Source organism: Sporosarcina saromensis, assembly GCF_054901285.1.
This window is the reverse complement of sequence record NZ_CM142738.1, coordinates 2,705,737-2,729,737: the sequence shown is the minus strand read 5'-3', so window position 1 is coordinate 2,729,737 and position 24,001 is coordinate 2,705,737. Positions and strand designations below refer to the sequence as shown.

26 protein-coding genes and 1 pseudogene are annotated in these 24,001 nt (G+C 39.4%); 21 read left to right on the top strand and 6 right to left on the bottom strand.

Going from position 1 to position 24,001, the window contains the following annotated elements; translation table 11 throughout:
* The first annotated feature begins 10 nt into the window (after positions 1 to 10).
* The 3 genes from ACVHUV_RS13860 to ACVHUV_RS13850 all read left to right on the top strand — a co-directional run bounded on the left by ACVHUV_RS13860 (position 11) and on the right by ACVHUV_RS13850 (position 3,843).
* On the top strand, positions 11 to 2,059 hold the full coding sequence (locus ACVHUV_RS13860; protein ID WP_462084991.1) for a CocE/NonD family hydrolase: 2,049 nt from the start codon (positions 11 to 13) through the stop codon (positions 2,057 to 2,059).
* Positions 2,060 to 2,172: 113 nt separating this feature from the next.
* Positions 2,173 to 3,306: a M24 family metallopeptidase gene (locus ACVHUV_RS13855; RefSeq protein ID WP_462084990.1), complete on the top strand. Its 1,134-nt coding sequence runs from the start codon at positions 2,173 to 2,175 to the stop codon at positions 3,304 to 3,306.
* A gap of 24 nt (positions 3,307 to 3,330) precedes the next feature.
* Positions 3,331 to 3,843 (top strand): DUF2179 domain-containing protein, encoded by a 513-nt coding sequence (locus tag ACVHUV_RS13850; protein WP_317941975.1) that lies wholly within the window; start codon positions 3,331 to 3,333, stop codon positions 3,841 to 3,843.
* A gap of 296 nt (positions 3,844 to 4,139) precedes the next feature.
* Here the strand turns inward: ACVHUV_RS13850 and ACVHUV_RS13845 are convergent, their stop codons facing one another.
* Positions 4,140 to 4,586: an OsmC family protein gene (locus tag ACVHUV_RS13845; protein WP_462084989.1), complete on the bottom strand. Its 447-nt coding sequence runs from the start codon at positions 4,584 to 4,586 to the stop codon at positions 4,140 to 4,142.
* 160 nt (positions 4,587 to 4,746) lie between these two features.
* On the opposite strand from ACVHUV_RS13845, the gene ACVHUV_RS13840 reads away from it, so the two are divergent.
* Positions 4,747 to 5,295, top strand: a complete 549-nt coding sequence (locus tag ACVHUV_RS13840; protein WP_371389597.1) for a manganese efflux pump MntP — start codon at positions 4,747 to 4,749, stop codon at positions 5,293 to 5,295.
* 41 nt (positions 5,296 to 5,336) lie between these two features.
* On the opposite strand, the gene ACVHUV_RS13835 is transcribed toward ACVHUV_RS13840, so the two are convergent.
* A complete protein-coding gene (locus tag ACVHUV_RS13835) occupies positions 5,337 to 6,593 on the bottom strand; it encodes an MFS transporter (protein WP_462084988.1) in 1,257 nt (418 codons plus the stop codon).
* A gap of 194 nt (positions 6,594 to 6,787) precedes the next feature.
* Between ACVHUV_RS13835 and ACVHUV_RS13830 the strand changes: the two genes are divergently transcribed.
* Positions 6,788 to 6,967, top strand: coding sequence for a hypothetical protein (locus ACVHUV_RS13830; protein WP_462084987.1), 180 nt, complete (start codon positions 6,788 to 6,790; stop codon positions 6,965 to 6,967).
* Between the two features lie 114 nt (positions 6,968 to 7,081).
* Positions 7,082 to 7,936, top strand: a complete 855-nt coding sequence (locus ACVHUV_RS13825; protein WP_371389600.1) for a YitT family protein — start codon at positions 7,082 to 7,084, stop codon at positions 7,934 to 7,936.
* Between the two features lie 261 nt (positions 7,937 to 8,197).
* Here the strand turns inward: ACVHUV_RS13825 and ACVHUV_RS13820 are convergent, their stop codons facing one another.
* Positions 8,198 to 8,581, bottom strand: coding sequence for an SLAP domain-containing protein (locus tag ACVHUV_RS13820; RefSeq protein WP_462084986.1), 384 nt, complete (start codon positions 8,579 to 8,581; stop codon positions 8,198 to 8,200).
* Between the two features lie 159 nt (positions 8,582 to 8,740).
* Between ACVHUV_RS13820 and ytxJ the strand changes: the two genes are divergently transcribed.
* The gene (gene ytxJ, locus ACVHUV_RS13815; protein ID WP_462084985.1) at positions 8,741 to 9,067 is read left to right on the top strand and encodes a bacillithiol system redox-active protein YtxJ; all 327 of its coding nucleotides are present in this window, start codon (positions 8,741 to 8,743) and stop codon (positions 9,065 to 9,067) included.
* Positions 9,068 to 9,178: 111 nt separating this feature from the next.
* Here the strand turns inward: ytxJ and ACVHUV_RS13810 are convergent, their stop codons facing one another.
* A complete protein-coding gene (locus tag ACVHUV_RS13810) occupies positions 9,179 to 10,159 on the bottom strand; it encodes an LCP family protein (RefSeq protein WP_462084984.1) in 981 nt (326 codons plus the stop codon).
* Between the two features lie 294 nt (positions 10,160 to 10,453).
* Here ACVHUV_RS13810 and ACVHUV_RS13805 point away from each other — a divergent pair, with 294 nt between their 5' ends.
* The gene (locus tag ACVHUV_RS13805) at positions 10,454 to 10,684 is read left to right on the top strand and encodes a hypothetical protein (RefSeq protein WP_462084983.1); all 231 of its coding nucleotides are present in this window, start codon (positions 10,454 to 10,456) and stop codon (positions 10,682 to 10,684) included.
* A gap of 279 nt (positions 10,685 to 10,963) precedes the next feature.
* On the opposite strand, the pseudogene ACVHUV_RS13800 reads toward ACVHUV_RS13805, so the two are convergent.
* Positions 10,964 to 11,354: pseudogene (locus ACVHUV_RS13800) on the bottom strand (NUDIX hydrolase).
* A gap of 694 nt (positions 11,355 to 12,048) precedes the next feature.
* Here ACVHUV_RS13800 and ACVHUV_RS13795 point away from each other — a divergent pair.
* The 13 genes from ACVHUV_RS13795 (at position 12,049) to ACVHUV_RS13735 (ending at position 23,134) form a co-directional block, all read left to right on the top strand.
* Positions 12,049 to 12,663, top strand: coding sequence for an MOSC domain-containing protein (locus tag ACVHUV_RS13795; protein WP_317942319.1), 615 nt, complete (start codon positions 12,049 to 12,051; stop codon positions 12,661 to 12,663).
* A 341-nt stretch (positions 12,664 to 13,004) separates the two neighbouring features.
* Positions 13,005 to 14,807: a glutamine--fructose-6-phosphate transaminase (isomerizing) gene (gene glmS, locus ACVHUV_RS13790; protein ID WP_462084982.1), complete on the top strand. Its 1,803-nt coding sequence runs from the start codon at positions 13,005 to 13,007 to the stop codon at positions 14,805 to 14,807.
* Positions 14,808 to 15,192: 385 nt separating this feature from the next.
* Positions 15,193 to 15,621 carry a hypothetical protein gene (locus ACVHUV_RS13785; protein ID WP_462084981.1) on the top strand — a complete coding sequence of 143 codons (429 nt, stop codon included), beginning with the start codon at positions 15,193 to 15,195 and terminating at the stop codon, positions 15,619 to 15,621.
* Positions 15,622 to 15,774: 153 nt separating this feature from the next.
* Positions 15,775 to 16,113, top strand: a complete 339-nt coding sequence (locus ACVHUV_RS13780; protein ID WP_462084980.1) for a phosphotransferase — start codon at positions 15,775 to 15,777, stop codon at positions 16,111 to 16,113.
* 229 nt (positions 16,114 to 16,342) lie between these two features.
* Positions 16,343 to 17,401, top strand: coding sequence for a DUF1835 domain-containing protein (locus tag ACVHUV_RS13775; RefSeq protein WP_462084979.1), 1,059 nt, complete (start codon positions 16,343 to 16,345; stop codon positions 17,399 to 17,401).
* A gap of 36 nt (positions 17,402 to 17,437) precedes the next feature.
* The gene (locus tag ACVHUV_RS13770; RefSeq protein ID WP_462084978.1) at positions 17,438 to 18,262 is read left to right on the top strand and encodes a GNAT family N-acetyltransferase; all 825 of its coding nucleotides are present in this window, start codon (positions 17,438 to 17,440) and stop codon (positions 18,260 to 18,262) included.
* 94 nt (positions 18,263 to 18,356) lie between these two features.
* Positions 18,357 to 18,620 (top strand): hypothetical protein, encoded by a 264-nt coding sequence (locus ACVHUV_RS13765; protein ID WP_462084977.1) that lies wholly within the window; start codon positions 18,357 to 18,359, stop codon positions 18,618 to 18,620.
* Between the two features lie 36 nt (positions 18,621 to 18,656).
* Positions 18,657 to 19,109 (top strand): NUDIX hydrolase, encoded by a 453-nt coding sequence (locus ACVHUV_RS13760; protein WP_462084976.1) that lies wholly within the window; start codon positions 18,657 to 18,659, stop codon positions 19,107 to 19,109.
* 59 nt (positions 19,110 to 19,168) lie between these two features.
* Entirely contained in the window at positions 19,169 to 19,708 is a 540-nt protein-coding gene (locus tag ACVHUV_RS13755; protein WP_462084975.1) for a GNAT family N-acetyltransferase, read from the top strand.
* A gap of 25 nt (positions 19,709 to 19,733) precedes the next feature.
* Entirely contained in the window at positions 19,734 to 19,973 is a 240-nt protein-coding gene (locus tag ACVHUV_RS13750; protein WP_462084974.1) for a hypothetical protein, read from the top strand.
* A 325-nt stretch (positions 19,974 to 20,298) separates the two neighbouring features.
* Positions 20,299 to 20,769: a 2-thiouracil desulfurase family protein gene (locus ACVHUV_RS13745; protein ID WP_462086916.1), complete on the top strand. Its 471-nt coding sequence runs from the start codon at positions 20,299 to 20,301 to the stop codon at positions 20,767 to 20,769.
* A gap of 282 nt (positions 20,770 to 21,051) precedes the next feature.
* On the top strand, positions 21,052 to 22,392 hold the full coding sequence (locus tag ACVHUV_RS13740) for a S1C family serine protease (RefSeq protein ID WP_462084973.1): 1,341 nt from the start codon (positions 21,052 to 21,054) through the stop codon (positions 22,390 to 22,392).
* Positions 22,393 to 22,612: 220 nt separating this feature from the next.
* Entirely contained in the window at positions 22,613 to 23,134 is a 522-nt protein-coding gene (locus ACVHUV_RS13735; protein ID WP_462084972.1) for a hypothetical protein, read from the top strand.
* A 51-nt stretch (positions 23,135 to 23,185) separates the two neighbouring features.
* Here the strand turns inward: ACVHUV_RS13735 and ACVHUV_RS13730 are convergent, their stop codons facing one another.
* A complete protein-coding gene (locus ACVHUV_RS13730) occupies positions 23,186 to 24,001 on the bottom strand; it encodes a hypothetical protein (RefSeq protein ID WP_462084971.1) in 816 nt (271 codons plus the stop codon).

Sequence of the window (24,001 nt, the reverse complement as noted above, 5' to 3'; positions counted from 1 at the left end):
GGTAATCGTAATGGTTTTCAACGTACGTGAATCAAATCGCATTATTCGGGAAGAGTTTCCGAGAAAGGTAAAGGAAATTAAGAACATTTGGATTCCGATGTCTGATGGCACTCGTCTTTCTGCAAGTATTTGGTTACCGGAAGATGCAGAACAACATCCCGTACCGGCAATCTTGGAATATATTCCTTATCGAAAAGATGATTTCACCGCTCTTCGCGATTCGTTACGTCATCCTTATTTTGCTGGACATGGTTATGCAAGTATTCGTGTCGATATTAGAGGTGCTGGAAATTCAGATGGGATTTTATACGATGAATATTTAAAACAAGAACAAGATGATGCCCTTGAAGTCCTCACGTGGATTTCACAACAGCCGTGGTTTACAGGAGGCGTAGGGATGATTGGAAAATCGTGGGGTGGCTTTAATGGCTTGCAAGTTGCTGCACGACGCCATCCTGCTTTAAAAGCAGTGATTACCCTTTGTTCAACAGATGATCGGTATGCAGATGATGTTCACTACAAAGGAGGAGCAATGCTTGCCTCTGACATGCTTTGGTGGGCATCGACAATGTTTGCTTATAATGCAAGACCTGCAGATCCGGCTGTTGTGGGTGAGAGTTGGCGTCAAAATTGGCTTGATCGATTAGAAAAGACCCCGCCGTATGTAGAAGAATGGGTAAAACATCAGCGTCGTGATGACTATTGGAAGCACGGGTCAGTTTGTGAGAATTATGATGACATTGACATCCCTGTATTTGCAGTAGGGGGCTGGGCAGATGGGTATACAAACGCCATCCCACGGTTATTGGAAGGACTCAAAGGACCCTCTAAAGGCTTGATCGGACCATGGGCGCATGAATACCCAGAAATGGCGGTTCCTGGACCGCAAATTGGATTCCTGCAAGAATGTCTACGATGGTACGATCACTGGTTAAAGGGAATTGACACAGGCATCATGGACGAGCCGAAGCTTAGAGCTTGGATCCAGGATAGTGTCCCGCCACAAACAGATTATTTCGTCCGTCCAGGACACTGGGTTGCTGAAGAGCAATGGCCACCGGCTGATTTGATTGATAAGAAATACTATCTCAACGGGTCTAAACTACAGTGTGAAGTAGGAGCAGAAGAGGAGATTATTGTCGGCAGTGTCCAACAACATGGACTCCATGCAGGTGTATTTTGCCCGTTTGGTCAACCGGGAGATTTACCTGGTGACCAACGGACTGAAAACGGCTATGCAGTTGTATTTACAACGGAACCGACAAAAGAGAAGGTTCATATTTTAGGACATCCTACGTTTCATGTTGAACTCTCATCTAACCAACCGAACGCATTATTGTCAGTGCGGTTGAATGATGTCGCGCCTGATGGTTCATCAACGAGAGTTACGTGGGGATTATTAAACTTAACACATCGGAATAGCCATGAATTCCCTGAATTATTAGAGCCAGGAAAAACCTATGAAATAGCTGTGATGATGAATGCAATCGGTCACACATTAGCTGAAGGTCATCGGTGGGAGTTAGCGATTTCTCCAACGTACTGGCCGCATGCTTGGCCTTCACCAGAAGAAGTGACATTGACGGTCTCTTCTAACGAAAAAACGTACTTGTCTTTGCCTGTACGTGAACCAAAACCGTTAGATTTCAAATTAACACCATTCCAGCATCCTGAAACAGCTCCAGTTCTTGAGAAGGACATTTTACGCGAAGCAAATCGAACTAGGGAAATCATACATGATGTGGTCACAAATACGTGGACGCTCGATGATTTTTCAGATGAAGGAGCAAGGAAACTGCATAGTAATGGCATTGAATATGGAAGTACGAATCGCAATATCTACACAGTTAAAGAAAATGATCCGCTATCTGCTAAAGTACAATGTGATTGGACATTAACAGTCGGTCGAGATGATTGGCAAACAAGCCTAGAAACTTCAAGTGTCATGACAGCCGATGAAAAGAATTTCTATTTAGTCAATCAGTTAATTGCATATGAAGGGGACGAGGTAGTATTCGATCGTACGTGGAATACTGCAATCCAAAGAGAATTTGTTTAAAGGAAGACATGATTGGAGGAGGCGATTATTCGTCTCCTTTTCACTGGATAAATTTTTTTATAGGTTTACTAATCATGATTAGTAAATAATCAATGTGAAGTGAGGGTTTAATCGTGGTCATTCAAAAGCGAGTCAATCAAATTAGAAAGTTTATGGACGTTAATGATGTAAAGCTTTCCATTGTGTGGGAGCCAGATAATCAATTTTATTTGACGGGTTTTCGAGCCATCTCCTACTCACGCCCAATTGTCACTTTGCTAGAAGAGAATGAAGTGCAGTTAATTATTCCAGGTCTAGAAGAAGCGCATGCCGATGAAAAAGCGAACGTGGATCGAATCCATGTTTACTATGAGCAATATGGTTTGCGAGAACAAGTGTTGACGTACATTGAACATCTAACAAACATTTTGCAACAGTATCCGCGGAATACAAAAATTGGTGTAGAGGTCGGTGTGTTACCAGCATCCGTTTATTTGTTTGTGCAAAATATGGGTTTCCTGCTCGTTGATATTGGAGCTAAAATAACAGAAATGCGCTCCATCAAGGATGCTCATGAAATTGAACTGTTAAAAGTGGCGGGTCATTTGTCCGATTTAGCGATTGGTGAATCATTGAAAAATGTGCAGATCGGTATGAGCGAGCTTGAATTTGATTCGTATGGAGACCGACTTCTTCTCGAAAAGGCTTCAAAGGATTATCCAGACGAATTAATCGGTTATGAGGACTGGACATGTTCTGGTTTACCTCGAAGTGAGATGCCGCATCTATACTCCAGTACACGTAAATTCAAGGATGGAGATGTTGTTGTCCATAGCCGTCAAGTATGGTTTAACAATTACCGTGCAGAAAACGAAAGGACATTTTTGATTGGAAATGTAACTGAAAGACAAAAAGATCTACTCAAATTAGCAATTGAAGCACAGCAAGTAGGGATGGAACTCATTCGTCCTGGTATTACTGCAGGTGAAGTAGATATTGCCTGTTTTAATGTTTTTAAGAAAGCTGGACTGGCTGATTACGTTCAACATCGTGTCGGACACGGCCTTGGTTTATCAGAACACGAAGAACCTTATTTACGGTTTGACAATGACTTGATCTTGCAAGAAGGAATGGTTTATACAATTGAACCAGGAATTTACGTTCCAGGTGTTGGTGGATTCCGTCATTCAGATACGGTTATTCTAACGAACAATGGAAGTTTTTCGGTTACTAAACATGCTCGAGATTTTGAAAGTATGCGATTTTAATTAAACGTAGAGTAGGGGAAAAGTATGCTGTCCATGATATTAACGATAATTGTCATTAACTTGGCATATGTCTCATTGTTTACATTGCGTGTTCTCTTTACATTTAAAGGATTACGTGTGATTGCCTCTTTTGTTTCAATGGCTGAAGTATTTATCTATTTAATGGGGCTTACGTTAGTACTTGATAACCTCGACAAGCCTATCAATATTGCAGCATACTGTTTTGGGTGGGGATTAGGTGTTTATGTCGGAAGCCGAATTGAGAAAAAACTTGCGCTTGGTTATACCGTATTTGAAGTTGTTGTAAATGATACGGATATGGATATTTGTAGACAATTGCGAGAGAAGAATTATGGCGTAACCTCTTGGTTTGCAGATGGCAAAGACGGTAAACGGCTTGTCATGAAAGTACTTGCAAAACGCAAAGATGAACAAAAATTGCGGAATATGATACTTGGAATCGCTCCAAAAGCGTTTATCATTTCGTATGAACCCACTACGTTTAACGGTGGATTCCTTGTGAAGAATTTACGCTGATTTTGAATAAATTCATGATAAACCCGTGTGAGACAAATGCATGACGTCTCACACGGTTTTTTTGTCGATAGGTATGCATGTGGAAGATGTTGAATGTTATGAGAGGTAAGAGCTTGTTTGAAGAGTGGATTATAAAGACGCGGGAGCGGTGAAAAACCTGTGTAACGCGTCAATAAGTGCTTTTAATGACGCGCGAGTAGAGAAATAACTGTGTCACGCGTCAATAAGCTGCTTTTATCGACGCGCAAGCAGTAAAATAACCGCGTCACGAGTCATTAAACAAAAAAACCACAAACTTATAGCAGAGTAATCGTTGCTTCTACGGTTACAAGTACGTTTCCTTGCAAAGCACGGCTAATCATGCAAGACGATTCCGCTTTTTTCGTTAACCGTTCAACTTTTTCTATCTCTTTTTCAGAAGCAGTCGCTGGTAAGACAACGAGCGGTTTATGGAGTATCTCTTTGTATGTAATGACGCCATTCGTTACATCTACTATCCCTACAGATTCCATCGTTAAACTCGTTTTCTCAATATGATTTCTTTCCATCATGGCAGCTAGCGTAATGATATAACAAGTGGCTGCTGCGCCAAGCAGCATTTCATCCGGGTTTGTCCCTACTCCGGGGCCGTCCATCTCAGGTGGAATGGATACGTGTGTTTTTAAATTAGCTGTTTCAATTGTACCTACATCATTTCTCAAGCCTGGCCAGCTTGCAGATAAATGAAATTGGTGTTCTGCCATTGGCTCTTCCTCCTATCGTTATATATGTTTTATAGCTTATCAAATAACGAAAATGCATTCTACTATGGAAAACAACATGTAAAACCTGTTTCAATGCCTACCGTCTCCGTTGCTTCTGGACATATACATAAAGGATGCTAGACGAGTGCGGAGGGATACAATGATTGTGCTAACAATCCTATTACTTGGTATTGTTGCGAACTTGGATAATGTCGGTATTAGCATATCGTATGGGTTGCGTTTTAACAAAATCCCAATGAAATACACGTTATTCATTTCAGCGATTTCGGCTCTCTTTGCTTATGTCGCGTTAAGGATAGGAGCAGAGTTGGCGGAAACGCTGCCTGTCATGTTTGCAAATTTGATTGGGGGAAGTTTATTAATCTGTATTGGCATTTGGCTTTTGTATAAAAACTTGTTGGGTACGCAACACGAAAAACCAAATCGATTGATAGCGATTAGTTGGAAAGAAGCTATCCTTCTCGGTTTTCTCCTCGCCATAAACTGTTTGTCAATCGGATTTGGTGCAGGGATTACCGGGGTACCGCCATTTCCTGCTGCGCTATCGATCGGCGTGTTCTCTGTAATTTCAATTGTCATCGGTGTCCAACTTGGCCAACAACTTGGACGGTCTTGGTTTGGTCGTCATTCCGATGCAATCGCTGGAATTTTACTCATCATCATTGGATTGTACGAAATGTTTATCTAACACAAAAAGAGCGCTGTCCATTTTGACAGACGCTCTTTTCTTTATGACGTCAACTGTTTCACTGATTTCGCATACTTAAGATAGACAATGAAAAACAACAGGGCACTGAAGAATCGTACGGATGAATTTATGTACATAGCGACGTCCACACCGAGTGTGTCCAATAAGAGAATACCAATTTGTGGCGCGATCACGGCCACAACCGAGAGTAATACATTGTAAGTCGTAATACAATAGGTCCTCACCGCTTCAGGTGACTGCTCGAGTAGTAAATTGAACAATAACAGAACGATACCTGCCAAGAAAAAGCCTGATGACGTCTGAATAAGCGTTATGTAAAAAAGGTTAGTGGACAGAACCGTAAGAAAGGGCGTTGTAGCCATTCCGATCGCAGCCCAAACAAATACGAGCGTGTTGGACCGTTTTTCTGCCCACTTACGCCATAATGGAAACGATATGAATTGCGCGAGCATACTACCGACTGAAAACATACTAATCCAAAAGATCGTTGCGCCTACAACCCGTACATGATAGATGTTGAAAATACCCCATGCCATTTGCCAACCTAGGTTAAAGACTAGCGCAGCGATCAGGAATGCGACATAATTTTTATGTTTGAAGATTGTCCAATCCATTGCTTTCTTTTTCCCAACGAGTCCGTCTGTTTTTACAGGTTCTTCCTCATGTTTTAGCAATAAATACACTTCAAGTAATCCGAAACAGAACGCAATACCGAACAATACTTGATAAGCTACGACATTGGCGGAAGCATCTTTCATGATGATGCCAATGCTCAGTGTTGAAATCAATCCGACAATTGTCAACAATCGGTTTCGATCACTAAAAAATTGTCCGCGTCTTGATTCTTTTACTAAGCTACTAATAAACGTCTGCCAACCAATATTCGCCACCGTATTCGGCAAATTCATGAGTGCTACGATGATGAGGAATAACCAAGCTTGTGCTGGTTGAGAGGGGATGTACACAAGAGCAATGATGAGCAAGAACATCAGTCTAGCAATTAATACAGACATCGCTACAAGCTTTTTCTGTAAGTGTGCACGGTTTAACAAGATTGCAGCGGGAATTGTCATTATTAAGGCCATGAAGGGCGGTAAAGAATTAATGAGACCTACTTGATAATTTGTCGCCCCCAATATTGTCATTGCAAAAATGGGGAAGAAATTGTTTGTGAAATTGACGGCGATCGTAGTTGCCATCCCATGATAAATACTGATCTTTTCATTGTATGTTCGCATTTGCACACCGTGTTTCTGAAAAATTTTTCTACTTCTCAAATCAAAATTATATACCTCTATTACTAGAAAACAAGCTTTTTTCAAAATATCATTAAAGAATCAGCTACAGATAAGTTGTATTTAGGATAAAAAAAATTTTTTGATTATGATTGATAAATATTCTCAATTGACGTATGATGGTTGTGAGAAAACTTCTCAGTTAAATGCAAGTTGGGATGGAGAGGATGGGCTCGATGTTTCGAATTATGATTTTAGCACTATTTATAGGTTCTATTAGTAGTATGTCTGCAATTTCCCTTTGGAAAGGCTTCGACATGGAAGGAGTAGCAATCGGACTCCTGACCATTACACTTGTTTTCGGTATTATGTCGCTTTTTTATGTGAATTATAAAAAACAGATCGTTCATTCTTGAGCACTAGCACAATTGCTAGTGTTTTTCTTTTGTTTTTCGATGGTTTAGGCAAGAATAATTATGGCGTTTCGAGTATAATCAAATACTGGCTATTGAGAAGAGTAGGAGGTACTTATGTTTTTTATTGAAGCGAAACGGATTATTGTCGTCATATTTGGCGCATTATTAATGGCGGTGTCATTGAATTTTTTCCTAATAAATGCAAATGTCTATGCAAGTGGTTTTTCCGGGGCAGCGCAGCTTGTTTCGAGTATTTTAGATGATCAGTTAGGAGTATTTGTGAGTACGGGGATTTTACTGTTCATCTTTAATATTCCTGTATTCATTCTTGGCTGGTTTAAAGTCGGAAGAGGATTTACGATTTATAGCATTGTTTCGGTCGTTTTCACAACGCTTTTCCTTGAACTGTTACCGGTGCTGTCGCTGTCTGATGATATTATCCTCAACGCTGTGTTTGGCGGTGTGATTGCGGGTGTAGGGGTTGGATTATCGTTAAAGCTAGGAGCGTCAACAGGTGGTATGGATATTGTGGCGATGGTGTTATCACGCTTACAAGATAAGCCGATAGGCGTCTACTTCTTGTTACTGAATGGGATTATCATTGTTCTCGCTGGTGTTTTGTATGAACCGGAAAATGCACTTTACACAATGGTTGCATTGTATGTCACCACTTCTGTCATTGATATGTTGCATACACGTCACGAAAAAGTGACAGCTATGATTATTACGCATAAGGCGGATGAACTGCAACAGGCAATCCATGACAAAATGGTGAGAGGTATTACGATTGTTCCTGCGAAAGGTGCTTATTCAAAGGAAGACAAGAACATGTTGTATTTGGTCATTACACGTTATGAGCTCTATGATTTAGAGCAAATTATTAATGAAGTAGATCCGCAAGCATTCACGAATATCGTTCAGACAGTCGGGATTTTCGGGTTCTTTCGAAAAGAAGGCGAGACGGTCTGACCAAATTCCTGATAGTAAAGGCAGGGGCAATGTTACAAATTGCCTCCTGCCTCAGCCTGTTGACAAACGCTCGCATCCGTTGTTGCTCGTCTTGCTCGTCCGCTCATGAACTTTAGTTCTATTCGCGTCTTCGCTCGTCTTCGCGCCTAGGCTGACAAGCGTTTTCAATCAGGCTGAAGAACTTCCTAAGCATTACTAATTTTATTAAAAAGAGTGTAGACAAAGTCATAAATTCACTTTGTCTACACTCTTCTTCTTTTTCTACGTATTCTCAAGAAGGATGGTGCAAGAATCGGTATCAAATTCATTTAACAGCATTGAAGCTGCGTTAAATACAAATGACCAGGGAAGTGCTTGGTACGCTTGAATTGTTAGATTCTCTTTAAAAGTTTGGCGAGCGATCACTTTGCCGTTTGAATCGATCATTTGTACGTTAAATTGCTGGAGTTCGAGAGGGAATTCACGATTGTTCACGAGAAATACAGTTGCAGAGATACCGCCTTTTTTCTTTTGGATGATCCGAATTGGCGTAATGTAAATTGACGCTTGTTCAAGTTGCATTAACTCAAAAGCACGTTTATAACGGTCTTTTTCCTGATCGTCCACAACTCGTTCCCACACTGGATGAAACGCTAACTTTAGCATATCTATCCCACCTATTCTCCTTTATTTTCAATCGCTCCTATTGATTGCTTACAAGTATGCTATAGGAAATATGAAGAAATGTGAACTGAAAAGCAATAAGGTAAGTGAAAATATATATGCGTGATATACTAGTGGGGGTATGTTGATTGGAGGTTAATTATGCAAAAGATCCAAACGTTAGCAGATTGGAATGAAGTACGGAAACAATCTGAAGAGATGCCTATTTTATTGTTCAAATTTAGTAAAACATGTTTGAGTAGTCTTTCAGCTGTAAAAGAATTGAGATCACTCGATAGCGATATTCAAATTTACGTAGTCGTTGTGCAATCAGCGAGAATAGTTTCAAATACGATTGCACAGGAGCTTGGGGTAAAACACGAATCCCCGCAAGTCATACTTATGAAAGGTGGTCGAGGCGCTTGGCAAGCAACACACTATAAAATTAAACGAGGACTAGTGGAGGAAGCAATTGTTACGTATCTTTGACCTCGTTCATACAAAGAGAATCGAGTGATATGCAAAAAACCACAGAAACCCAAGCATACTGGATTCCTGTGGTTAATTACATTACGTGTTGATTCGGACAAGGAGAACCGATTAATCCACTTTTGGTTCTTCTGTATCTGCTAGATCGTTCTTATCATCTAAAAAGGCATTCAATGCTTCAATGTTTTTGTCGAAATCAAGTTCCAATACTTCCCCGACATTTACACGACGTTCAGTAAATGATTTATCGACAGGAATCCGTAGTGTTTCAATTTTCTCTGATTTATTATCAAGCATACCTTTCCCGATCGAAAGCATTTTCATCTTATCAAGGTTTGTGTCAATGTAGGCATCGGCTGCACCTAGCAATTTTGGTAGTTTTGTTAAACTATGCACGCTGACTGCTTCGTCTTTTAACTTTGAAATAACTTCTTGTTGGCGGGCTACGCGACCGAAATCATTTTGACTATCATGACGGAAACGAACGTAACCTAATAGTTGGTCTCCATGCAATGTTTGGACACCAGGGTTCAATGTCATGTAAATTCCGTGAGACATTGTGTAAGGAATATCCACTTCAATGCCATCTGGAGCTAAAATGTCCACGATTTTCGGAAAGCCTTTAAAGTCAACCATTGCGTAGTAGTGTGTGTCTAAACCAAAGTTTTCTTTAATCGTCTGACGGACTAACTCAGGTCCACCTAATGTAAATGCGGAATTCATTTTATGCATCCCGTGACCAGGGATATCCACATAGGTGTCTCGCATGATGGATACGAGTTTCATTTTCTTTGTTTCTTGGTTGTAGTTTGCAATCATTAATGTGTCTGAACGGCCATCTTCATCTTTTCGCGCGTCGGAGCCGAGCAATAGAATGTTGATCTCGCCAAATTTCGGCTCAGGACCGTCAAAGATTCCGTAGTCTTCATTTTGTTCTTTTAATGTTCCATCGTCCGATAATGCAAGCCCTTGGTTATATTGGGTAACCCAGTAAAACACACCTGCGCCAAGTAACAGAACCACAATTCCTATAATAAAGCCAAGTTTTTTTCGTTTTTTCGTTTTTCGAATTTCTTGTCTACTCAAGTGCATCACCACCTCATTTATTAAAACAATTATAGTATACTTAAGCCCGCGTTATCATATCACCTAACTAGCAATTCGGCAAGATAATTATTCCGTATATATAGACGTACGAGTGGCAATAAAGTTCTTGTACAATTACTACTTGCAAAGGAAAAATATTCATCTACCCAATCATTCCCTCGATTGGTTGCTTGAAACCCGTTGGTGCAAATAAATTGATGAATTGTCGAAACACGCTAGTACATGGTCGTTGAGTTTGATACACTAACAATACGTATGAAAGAGAAAAGGAGAAGTGACATGAAAAATCCTGGAATTGCTGCGGTGTTAAGCTTTTTTTGGACAGGTGTAGGTCAAATCTACAATGGCCAAATCTTAAAAGGTCTTATATTAATTGGTGTGCAGATGGTTAATGCATTATTGATGTTTGTACTAATTGGTTTTATTACCTATCCGATTGTTTGGGTATGGGGAATCTATGATGCCTATAAAACAGCTGAACGATCGAACATGAAGAATAGTCATTTTTAAGGAACAGCGTCTCACGTTATTGTGAGGCGTTTTTTATTTGGGTTTTATGATGACGTTTATGTACACCTACTACGGGAATGAAAGGAGTGTTGTCTTTTGACGAGCCAAGAGGGTTCGGGTGCAGTGAAATTGTCAGCTCCTTAATTTCCTTCTCGTTGGTCAGTCAGACATTTATCGTTGACAATTGCCACGTTTTTTCTTCTGCAGCAAGTTTCACTTTTGGTCAAAGTTAAAATGACATCAAATACTGTCCCTCTCGATCTTCAACTATCGTGACCGTTAATTGAACAAAGATTGTATTATTTCGGCAACTTCCTTTGGTTTAATATCTATGGTGGATAAATCACTTACATCCACCCACATAGGAATGTAGGTCTCACTATTTTCATCGGAAAATTCTTCGCCTTGACCAGTACCAAAGTCGCCACCTACAATATTTCCCAAAAAGAAAAATTGCTTACCCTTAAACTCAATTTCAGCAATACAATCATGAATGTCTATTTCAACTCCTAATTCTTCATATGCTTCTCTTATTAGTTGCCTGCTTAGGAGTTTCACCTTGTTCTATACCTCCACCTGGAAAGACGTAGTAAAGCAAATCGCCCTTTATTCTCTTTATTAATGCCACTTTTTTATTTTCTATAAGAACGGCAGAACCTCTATCTCTCATACTAACCACCTTTATGTTTTAATTACCTGTTAATAAATTCGTAAGTCCTACTCCACTAACTGGCCAGTTTATCGCGTACTTCTTAATCCCAGCAACCCAATTCTTTTGCAATGGCTTTGTTTTTTCGTAGTTCATAGGATCAATCTCATAATTGATTGTTCCAGTTCGCTTGTAATAAATCATTTGAAAGCTTTCCGCCAAACTTGGCTTATCAACTTCTGATAATTTTAGGGTTTCACAGGGTTCAAAAATGTACTTTTTTGGAAAGATAAAAGTTTCCTTAGGTATATATGAGGAGAGAGTCTATTGAAGCAAGCATCCGATTTACAGGAGCTACTTAGGATTGCTGCTAGATTGGTTGAACATGGTGCAGATGGACAAACGTTCGTGAATCAAACAAATCGTTCAACAGAAGGAACGCTGTAGTCAGATGAAGATACGACGTAATTTGACTACATTTTCAATGAGCCAAGTTTGAAACAAGTTTTTTATCGTACTCCCCAAAAAAGTTGTATCCGATGAGGAAATGGTCGTCTCATCTCTTCGTTGTAGAAAGAGCACGACTATTGCTTGTGAACAAGGAAAAGTATATTGTTCTTTGGAAGCCATGTTATACTAATTGCAAGAAAATAATAGAAGGGATGGGCAAAGTTTGGTCAACATTATAAAGTTTGCAATTGGATTACCAAAAACGATGAAACACGGTGAAAACAAAGAAACAATTTCAGCGATTTGCAAAGAGCAAGTAGTTGAAGCGTATCTAACAAAAAACGGGTTCCGTGGTGATGGGGTAGCAGACCTTAAACACCATGGCGGGCCAGATCGTGCAGTTTGCATGTATCCTTATGAGCATTATGTCTTGTGGGAACAAGAATTTCAAACAAAACTTCCTGAGGCAACTTTTGGGGAAAATATTACAGTTGGCAACATGTTAGAGAAGGATGTACATATTGGAGATATCTATCAAATTGGGGAAGCGGTCATTCAGATTGCGCAAGGTAGAGTCCCATGCAGCACGATTACGAAACGGACAAATCTGCCTGGTTTGTTAAAGAGGATCGTTGAAACCGGCTACACAGGATATCTGTGCCGTGTCTTAGAGGAAGGTATCGTGAGAAGAGATTCGAAGATTGAATTGATCGAAAGACATCCAGAAGGCGTGTCCATCCTATTTGGCAATGAAGTCTATTTTCATAGACCGAAAGATCTCGACGGCATGCGAAAATTGTTAAGCCTTCCTGAACTCGCCGAAGATTGGAAAGAGACAATACAGAAAAGATTCGACAAATTAAGTAGTGCAATACAATAGATTGACAAGAAAAATAGAAGTTTTGTATGATAAACGGGTCGGATCGAGTGTCCGACCCATATACTAAAAGGGGGCCGGTTAATAGGTAAACGGAAAACAATTATAGCGCCAGTGCTGGAGAAATCGGACGACACACATCTTCAGCAGACGAGGTGGAGGAATATCGAACTGTTCGGCGGATGCCTCCCGATCGACATTGCCCGATTGTAATTTTTGCTTTAAAAACGTTTGAGTGATCAGACGGACAAAGAAGCAAAAAGGCAAAATCATATAAGCAGACAAATGACACTTCTGAATTTAACGAGGTGTGCTTTGTCATTGCTTCAATCGGAGGAATCACTATGTGTGGAATTGTTGGATATATCGGAACGTCAAACGCGATGGAAATCTTGTTAAAAGGACTTGAAAAACTAGAATACAGAGGCTATGACTCAGCTGGTTTAGCACTTCATACTGAAACAGGTGTTCACGTCGTGAAAGAAAAAGGACGCATTGCGGATTTGCGGAATGCAGTTGATTCATCCATCGAAACAAAAATGGGAATCGGTCATACACGGTGGGCGACACACGGGGTACCGGATAAGAAAAATTCACATCCGCATCAGAGTGCTTCAGGCCGATTTACACTTGTTCATAATGGCGTAATCGAAAACTATGTCCAATTGCAGAGAAAGTATTTATCTCATGTACAAATGACATCTGACACGGATACTGAAGTAATTGTTCAACTGATCGAGAAATTTGTATTGGAAGGTATGAACACAGAAGAAGCATTCCGTCATACGTTAACACTTCTTCATGGATCTTATGCAATTGCGATGCTCGACGAAAACGAACGTGAAACGATTTTCGTTGCCAAAAACAAAAGCCCGTTGTTAGTTGGCGTTGGTGAAGATTGCAATGTCGTTGCGTCAGACGCAATGGCGATGTTGCAAGTGACTGACCAGTTCATTGAGCTGCATGATGAAGAAGTCGTCATCGTTACAAAAGAAGCAATTGAAATCAAAACAGTAGACGGTACAACGATTGAGCGTGCGCCTTATACAGCGATGCTCGATATGAGCGACATCGAAAAAGGGACGTATCCACATTACATGTTAAAAGAAATCGACGAACAACCAGGTGTTATTCGAAATATCGTGTCGGCCTATACAAATGCTGATGGTGAATTGTCGATTGATGAAGCGATTGTTGATGCGTTCAAGGAAGCAGATCGGCTTTACATCATCGCAGCCGGTACGAGTTTGCATGCAGGGTTAATCGGTCAGCAATACATGGAGAAGGTGGCAGGCATACCGACCGAAGTCCACATTTCAAGTGAATTTGGTTACAACATGCCGTTATTATCGAAAAAGCCACTGTTCTTGTTCATTACCCAATCAGGGGAAACGGCTGATAGCAGGCAAGTGCTCGTGAAAATAAAAGCACTCGGCTATCCGACCATTACAATGACGAACGTCCCTGGCTCCACATTATCACGTGAAGCAGACCATACACTCTTGCTGCATGCTGGGCCTGAAATCGCCGTCGCTTCCACAAAAGCGTACACAGCTCAAGTTGCCGTGCTTGCAATTACAGCAGACGTTGTTGCAAAAGCATTTGGTAGATCAGTAGCATTTGATTTGAAACGAGAACTTTCAATCGCAGCAAATGCCATTCAAACGCTTGTCGATTCCAAAGAAGAAATGGAAACAATTGCGAGAGACTTTTTAGCAACTTCTCGTAATGCCTTCTTCATCGGACGTAACATGGATTATTACGTTAGTCTAGAAGGTGCGTTGAAGTTAAAAGAGATTTCTTATATCCAAGCTGAAGGCTTTGCAGGCGGCGAATTAAAACATGGAACAATCGCGTTAATTGAAGAAGGTACTCCTGTCATCACGCTTGTCACACAAAAGCAAGTGAGCCTCAACATTCGTGGTAACGTCAAAGAAGTCGTCGCAAGAGGGGCAAACCCTTGTATCCTTTCAATGGAAGGAATGGAGGAAGAAGACGATCGCTTTGTCCTCCCTAAGGTGCACGAATTGCTGACACCTTTAGTATCGGTGTTGCCACTGCAACTCATCAGCTACTATGCAGCGTTACATCGTGGCTGTGATGTTGATAAGCCCAGGAATTTGGCGAAGAGTGTAACGGTGGAGTGAGTTTGGATTAAGTATTGAAAAAGCGGCTTTGATTAGAAGATAAATTATATAAAAGATAAACCGGAATTTCCCGTCTGTAAAAAGATGGGATTTCGGTTTTTTTAATTGAATAAGAACTTGTTGAGAATAACAATAGGATTCGACTATCGCGGACTTAATAGAAAAAATTACGTTTTCGAATATACAATAAAACTAGAAGTAGCTTTTCACAAATGAAGAAAGACAAAGACATCCAATTTAAGGCTGGCAAATTTTTATAAGTATATGAATGTATGAGCTTATCTGTTAAAATTATGTAAAACATATAGGGAATATAAGTAAATCATATTTACCGGATGTATCTGTATTCCGGTCCAAGGACTATCAAAGGAAAATGGGGGATTTAATGAATATTAATCTTGAAAAGCTGATCTATGTGTTAAGCCGACGTTTTAATAAAACTATCATCTCTACTGACTTTCAAACTATACCGTTACAGGGCGTAACTGTGGGGGATGTTTGCTTACTAACCGGGATAGCGGAAACGGTGGATGGTGAAAGGTTGCCTTACCGTAACGTACGTAAAATCCAGAAAAAATGGGATCGGTACGGCGATCCAGGTTCATGGCGCAGGGAATTTGATCTCTATACATCTATCTTGGGAGAGACTTTCTCGAAAGCCTTCCGTTGGCCGATATGTTATCACGCTGAGTTCAATACCGAAGTTACTGAATACCATCTGTGGCTTGAATATATCGATTGCGTAACCGGTTTAGCGTTGACGGGTGACATGTATGAAAAAGGCTGCGCTAGAGTTAGGGCGCTTTCAAGGTAAGCTGTATGCGGAGAAACCCGCCATGCTAGAGAACTTGACCAACCTGAGCCATCCGGATTTCATGAAAATACGTATTTTCATTATCGGTCATGGCCGGTCGTCTATGATTATGTACGTTCGGAAGACTGTGAATTACCCTTGTACGTGCGGCAAATGCTCATGGACATCGATGAACAAACAGACGAGATATTTGCTCGTATTGAACAGTTGCCCCTCGTGCTCTGTCACCGAGACTTCTGGGTAACCAATCTTATCTACGCTGAAGGGAATATTGCACTTATTGATTGGGATACTTGTGGATGGGGCTACTTAGGTAAGGATATCGCAAGCTTGATTGCGGATGAACCTGTTATCGAAAGTATGGTAGACAACTACCAGCGATGCATCCCGGCGTATTACAATGGCTTTTCAGAGTCTGCAAATGTTACTCGAATCACAAATCATTGTGTATATGAGATGATCTTACTTATATTCGGATACAGACTTGTATAAGGGTATCTATACGCAGACTCTGATGAGGAGAAGAATAAGCACATCCATACTCTCCAAAAAATATATGAAATGAAAAACATCCCTTTAATGGTTAAATGACATTACAGGCTTTCACATGAATTTTGTTGTGTGTTCGGTAATTTATTTTGTCTAATTTACTTATGCCGGTGCACTATTTTTAGTACTAAATAGATCACTCATATGCCAATAGTTTGTAGAGGTGACGTTTATGAAGAACGAAATGAAAATTGAAGAATTAAAAAGAGTTGTCGAAGAGATGCCAGAAGGGGAAGTAAAATCTCTGCTGTTTCATATCCTATTACGGTTAAAGTTTGTGAAAGAAACGACTTATTCAGAAATGGATTTTATAAATGATGTGGAAAATTTATATGAAACGCTCTTCAAATTATCAAAAGAACGGTCAGAAAAGGAAAAAGAAGAGGATTGTCAAAGGATTCATATTCTATTCGGAGATTCGTGTGCAGGAAGTTTAAAGATAGCCTTAAAAAAGAAAGGTCTATATCCATTAGAAAAGATTATTTCAATAAGGGATATTTATTCAATTGGCCCAGTGTATAGGCTGCATGAAGAGGAAGGGCAAGAGTTTAGATTTAATTGGATGAAAAGTATTGTGAATGACGAGAATGGTGATTCTCTCGACTATTATGTGAAGGAATTTCAAGAATTAGTTATTCAGATAAGCTCTGTCCAAGAGGATATACCAATTACCGTTTGGATCTCTGATAGCGCTCATGAGCAAACTGGACTGCTTTACGTTCTTTATCTATTAAAAAATAAGGGTAACAAGATTACAGTTATCAATACGACTGAGAAATATAGCGAACTTTTTACTAGTAAAGATATCGAATTTACTATTTTACATACGGGCGAAATTTCGCTAGAAAAACTACAAGTGATTTATGAACAAAGTAAAAAGCAATCACCTCTTTCGCAGCATCAGCGAAGAGATTTAGAAAACGATTGGCTTTCTTTGTCAAAAAGTGAAGATTCATTAAGAATATGGACAAACGGACAAATACTGAGTGTTGCAGAGGACTTTTATGACAATTTAATTATTGAAAGAGCGGAATGTCTACATAGAAAAACGAAGCTGAATGACTTCATGAAATCTGCAAGACTAATCGGTGAGGTTCTAGGACATCTAGAACAATATGTAGGTGACTCATTTATAGAATTCCGTCTGAAAAAACTGATTGAAGCAGGAGTCTTTGAAGTAGAAGGAAGTCTTAAAGCGATGCGTTATTACAGTGTGAGATTGAAACGTTGATCGTTATAGGTTAAGTGAAAAGGTAGGTGTAAGTAAGTGATTGTAGAATTGCAAAAAGACGAATTTAAGAAGTGTAGAAATTTAGTAAATGATAATGGGCAAATAGAGGCAATTGCTGTTGTTGAATCCTTCAACCCGGGACGTATATTTGTCGACGATCGGAATCATCCGCTAACGGGGCTTATTTGGTTAGGAAATAATGATGGGTTTATCTTTTTTGGAGATGAACAAAACGAGAAATTTATTCGTGAAATTAATGGTTTTATAGACAGTGTAATCATACCTGAAGCAAAAAAAGTTCAACTTAAGTGGTTTGAAGGTGTTGGTAATCATGATAGATGGAATGAAATGATTAAACATGTTTTTGATCACAGGCAATTAGGGAGCTGGGTTCAAAGGGTTTACACATTGAAACGATCCGATTATTATTTGCATTCCGAACCGGTTATTAATGAAGATTATGATGTGATTAAAATAGAAACGAATCTCTTTAAAGATGATTTGATCAAGAATATTGATTTTCTAAAAGGAAAATTACTTGAGTTCTGGACTTCGATTGAAAACTTTTTAGATTGTGGCATCGGGTATTGTATAATTCATCGAAATGAAGTGGTAAGTATTTGTTTTTCTGGTTTTGTTGTTGGAAATGTTCATTGTATCAATATTGAGACACTAAAGCCTCATCAAGGAAAAAAGTTAGCTCAACTCGTTGCTCATCACTTTGTAAATGATTGCTTGAAGAATAATGCAGTTCCTTATTGGGATTGCATGGAAATGAATAAACCTTCTGTTGCAGTTGCAGAGAATATAGGATTTAAAAAAGTGTTTGAATATGTCGGTTATGAATTTTTACTTGAATAAATTGGTGTAGCAACCTTACTTATTTGACGCAATACATAATAGAAAAGTTTAGAATCATTACCCTTAGCTAAAACACTATTTAGGAGTGAAGCGATTGAAGGATAAAGACAAAGGTGTTTTGTATGCACATATGTTCGTTGGGACGCTTGGACTTTTGATAATAGGTTTCGCATTACTTCATCAATTTTTTGAAACTAGAAGTTTGGGATCTATACTTGCTCTATTAGGTTTTCCTCTCGTTATGATTTACTTGAATTATATTGAAAGAAAAGCTGGCGTTCCTAAAAAAAAAATCATCATCAGATCGATTATTGCTACTCTGTTAATTATAATCTACTATCTTGTGATGATTTACTAGCATTACCTTATTACTTTAGTTTGTGGAGGGACAGCATTGGAATACTACAAATATTTGAGACAATATGTCGGTCATCAACCGATCATATTACCTGGATCAGTCGTCATTATGATTAATGAGAAGAAAGTAGTTTTATTGCAAAAAAGACGTGATGGATATTGGGGATTGCCAGGTGGTTTGATGGATTTAGGGGAGAGTTTTGAGGAAGTGGCAAAGCGAGAAGTTTTTGAGGAAACCGGATTAGTCGTTGGTAATCTTAAGTTACTCAGTGTCAACTCTGGAGCAGATTGTTATTTAAAAGTAGCGAATGGAGATGAATTGTATTCCGCAACTGCCGTATTTTATACAGAAGACATTCGTGGTGATTTGGCAATCAATTATGAGGAATCAGAGGGAATGGAGTATTTTCCTTTGAATCAGTTGCCGGAACAGCTAAATGATATGGACAAGCGTTCAATTGAGTATTTTTTAGAAACTGTAAAGTTGTAATACAATAGGGATAAAATGTAGACGAAGTATATCAGACAAACTTCGTTGGAGGTGTAAGAATGATCTATTTTGAAACAGCTAGATTGCGATTTCGTGATTGGAAAGAGGCAGATATTATTTCTTTTGCTGAAATGAATGCAGATAACGAAGTAATGAAGTATTTTCCTAAAACGTTATCAGCCGATGAATCATATGAATTCTATGAAGCTATTGTTTCTAAATTTCATGATTATGGTTTTGGTTTTTATGCTGTCGAAGAAAAGGAAAGGAACGAGTTTATCGGTTTCATTGGTTTTCATGAGGCGACATTTGAGGCGGATTTTACACCTTGTATTGAAATCGGTTGGAGACTGAAAAAGGAAGCGTGGGGAACTGGGTATGCAACCGAAGGAGCGGAAGCTTGTTTGCATTATGGATTTACCGAGTTAGGATTTCATGATGTTTATAGTTTTACTGCTGAAATCAATACGCCATCCCAAAATGTTATGAGAAAGATTGGAATGGATTTTACTACATACTTCGATCATCCTAAACTTCCGATAGAGAGTCCTTTAAGAAGGCATGTTTTGTATCATATCAAACAAAAAAGTTCGGAATGATTTTCATTCTAAAGGAGGGAAGCGAATGGGTGAGCGGAGAGACAATGTCTATCCTAATTGCAATGCCATTGTTCGAGTTATTCAAGTAGGGGGGCTTTCCAAACCGCAGCTTCTTGATAAATTACAACAACAGTCTATTCATATAAACGAACTAGGAAATCGGTTGGTTGCTGATAAGAGTTTTACGACTTCTGAGCATTCCTATGAACTGAGAACCGTTGAACTTGCAGTGAGCGAGCTTGGATTTGCAAACGGAGCTACCTAACAACAAATTTACGTTGCGGCCAATCAGGTTGGTTTACAATTGTGTCCCCTCGAACTGGGTCCTCATCTTCGACTAATGTATGTGGATCAGCCAGAAGGATTCATTGAAAAACCAGCATATACTAAGCGAGCTCCGTATGGTTCGATTACGATTGCATCGCAGAGTATTAACGAAGACGAAGATTTTCCAAAAGGTTTTTATCTCAGGAAGATAGATGGCGAGTTAGGGTTAAGAGGTTATGTTGCGGATGATGAGCATGTTTGGGAGCATGATGATCGTTTTATATTTTGTCAGACAAGTGAATTATGAAATTGAGGTGGATGAATTGATACTTGTCAGTTCTTGTTTAGCAGGATTACAGGTTCGTTATAATGGAACCGGTTGTCTGGACGCTAGAATTGAAAAACTTTTGTCGGACAAAAAAGCAATTACTGTTTGTCCTGAGTTACTTGGGGGCTTTAGTACACCAAGAGAACCTGCTGAAATTGTTGGTGGTGATGGGGAAGATGTCTTAGACGGAACTGCGAGGGTTATCGAAAAATCAGGAAGAAATGTGACGGATCTATACATAAAGGGTGCACAAAGAACTGTAGAGATAGCGCAAGAGTTAGGGGCCACTACAATCATTCTTAAAGAGTACAGTCCATCTTGTGGCAGTTCAATGATTTACAATGGCGATTTCATTGGTGAAAAAATTTCTGGAATCGGCGTAACGACAGCTTTACTTAGAAGAAATGGGCTTAATGTTGTATCTGAAAAAAATCTTGAAGAGTTTCTTGATTTACTTGCAGATTGAATTTGTGACGGAAAGGTTCACTTCTCTTTATGTTTTTATCAAGGATAATTGTATAGTCTTTGGCAACTAATAATTTGGTCCATTAACATGTATGTACTAATTTATGGCTGTTTATATAACTAGTATGTTGGCCGAAAACCAGGTAAACTAAACTATCGCTAAAGGTATACCACTGTTTTTTAAAGAACTAATAGTAGTAAATACTTGAAACTTGTTGCATCTCTATTCGTATACTAGATATAGTTTGCTGTTCAAGAATGATTTGAGAATAGGAATCAAAGGATGAAGAGAGGTGAAGAAATGTTCTGTAACAAATGTGGTCATCAGAAGGAAGAGGGACATTTCTGTAGTAACTGTGGGACTCCGTTAAATGAAGAACCGAAATCGAAGAAACGGATTTGGGCATGGGTAGGACTAACTGCTTCTGTTGTTTTATTTCTGAGTATTTGTTTTGGATCGTACTTTTTAATTCAGCGTACGTTCAGTTCTACTGATCCTCTTACCGGTGCGCAGGAAATCGGTAATGAAACAGTGGTTAACATCGAGCAGTCAACAACAGGTCATTCTGAGCAAATTGAAACAAATCATGCAGACAAAACAGATAAAACCGTTCTTATTAAAGAAGCGATGCCAAAAGTGTTTACAATCTTTACGGAAGAGAGTATTGGTTCAGGTTTCCTTTACCAAAAGGGCGGCTATATTATCACGAATGCACATGTTGTTGCAGGAAATACGGAAGTGGTGATTCGCAATTCAGCTGGTGAGGATTCAACTGGTAAAGTAATTGGTTTATCTGTCGACTCGGATATAGCGTTAGTTCAAGCGCCAGATTATCACAATGCTGAACCCTTATCAATTGATAGGAATGAGTCGGATATTGGATTGGAAGTCATAGCACTTGGTAGTCCTCAAGGCTTCGAAAATTCTGCCTCCATCGGCTATTTAACGGGAATCGGAAGAGATATTGAATTTGGATTTTCGTATACGAATTTGTACCAAGTCGATGCGCAAATTGATCAAGGCAGCAGTGGCGGTCCGTTGCTCGATGCATCAACTGGTAAAGTAATTGGCATTAATTCACTCATGTATACGAATCAAAACAGTTTTGCATTTTCGATTCCGATGTATAGCATGATAGACTTGGTCGATTCTTGGATTAGTCGACCGATGACTGATGACGAGATTCATGACGTATTTGCTGTTTATGAGAACTTTGAGTTGTATGCAGATACAGACAATTCCACAACTGAAGAAGAATATTACGATTATACGGATGAATATTTGGCAGAATTTATTATGGAGTTCGGGGACTATTACGAAATGGCTCTCTATGAGAATGATTTCTTCTGGATTGAAGATATGATTTTACCTAAATCTGAAATCTACAGCCAGTTAAAAACGTACGTTCGTAACTTCTCTGAGCAAGGCTTTCATTATGAATTGGATTCGTTCGATGTCACCTATATCGAATACATGGATGATGAAGTTGTTGTCTCTACGTATGAAACGTTTTACATGACAAATGCCCAAAATGCGACGAGCTTTATCGAGCAGGAAAAGGAATATACGATTGTCATCGATAAAGAAGGTTATTACCAAATCTCGAATATATTCGTGTACTAATACACAATTGTTGTCTACGCAATAAACCCCAAAATGGAACGTGTTTTCTTGGAAATAGAGTCCAATTGAACATGCACTAAAAAACTTGGGCATTTTACAATACTTGGGCGATTTCTTGCACACATCTTAAAAAATCGTTTGAATCAATTGTAACGAATCATGATAATCACACCTATCACATACCCTTATAAGGTATACAAAAAATTAAAAGGTGGCGGTCATGATAGGAAATCCTCAACTATTTGTGTTAGTTTCTCTTGCAGTTATCACCTTACTCATCATTTGGTTAGCGGCTCGGTTTAGAAATGTTTTGCTTCCGATGCAAGGGATGATCATTTCCATGTTTTTTGGCATGAGTGTTAGTTTGACGGTGGGCGTGTTGTACGGTGTTGCCTATCACGGAAATTTGTTTCACTCTACAATGATAGCGATTGGAATCGGCGTGCTTGCAGGTTCACTTTGTGGTGTTTGGTTTGGACTGTTAGCAATTCTTGAAGGGTTCATGGCTGGCATGATGGGGGGGATGATGGGTGCAATGTTAGGTGCGATGATAAACGCCGAACAATCGGGGATGCTCATTCAGCTTCTGCTTTTAATGACGGTTAGCACGATCTTTATCATCCTTTTACTAAAGACGCCTAGACATGCCACCATCACGACCAAAAGGTGGTTGTTAAAACCTGTTCTGCTCGGGCTTATTGTCCTTGCTTATGTAATTGGTAGTGATGTATACATTTGGTGATTGGCTAGAAACAATCGGCTAACAAGCTAAAAAAGCTTGCTAGCCGATTGTTCATTTTTCCTCTATAAACAGTTTAACGTCAGAGCCCAATAGATTTTGGAGCTGAGCCATTTTTTCTTCTGCAGCTTTAACTGACTGGTATCGGCCTAATTCCATATAAAAACTACTTTCCGTTGTGTTAAAAGGAGTGCCACTTTCACGTAAGTAGCGGATGTCTGCTTCTTCAAAGATCATTTCTTCCAAATTGGCCAGTTTACCCCCGAATGGAAAAGCTTCCGTTCTGATTGTATGAATTGCATGATCTTTTTCTTCTTCAGTTAACGGTTGAGCACTGATAACAACTTGTGACGGATCTGCATATTCTCGGATTTCATATTGGACAGGGGAGTTGAATACAATCACAAATCGCCAAGCAGAGTCATCGTGTGTGACTACCCAATAAGCATCTGCAATCAAATCACTATCCTTTAAAGCTGTAAAATCTCTAGCGTCAAACGCTCGCACGCCACTCATTGTGAAGGACATTGTGTAAGGGTTTTCTTGTACGTCTACAGTGAAATGAGGGGCATTGAGTTGTGGTTCTTGGATTGTCGCTTCACTTCTTTGCGTAAAATTAATAAGAATATGTTCCGCTTTTTCAACTTGTTCTAATGTAATACGATAAATATTGACGTTATCCGTAATTTCTCCTCCACCGCTCTTACCATCTTCAAACGAAAGTTCTTTCACTAAATTTCCTTCGACATTCGCATGTCCTATCGATTGTTTAACGGCTACATCATCCTTCTGTGACGATGAGTCTTTAGATTCCACACTACATCCTACACAAAGGAAAAGCGCAAGGAAAACGATCACAATAATTCTCAA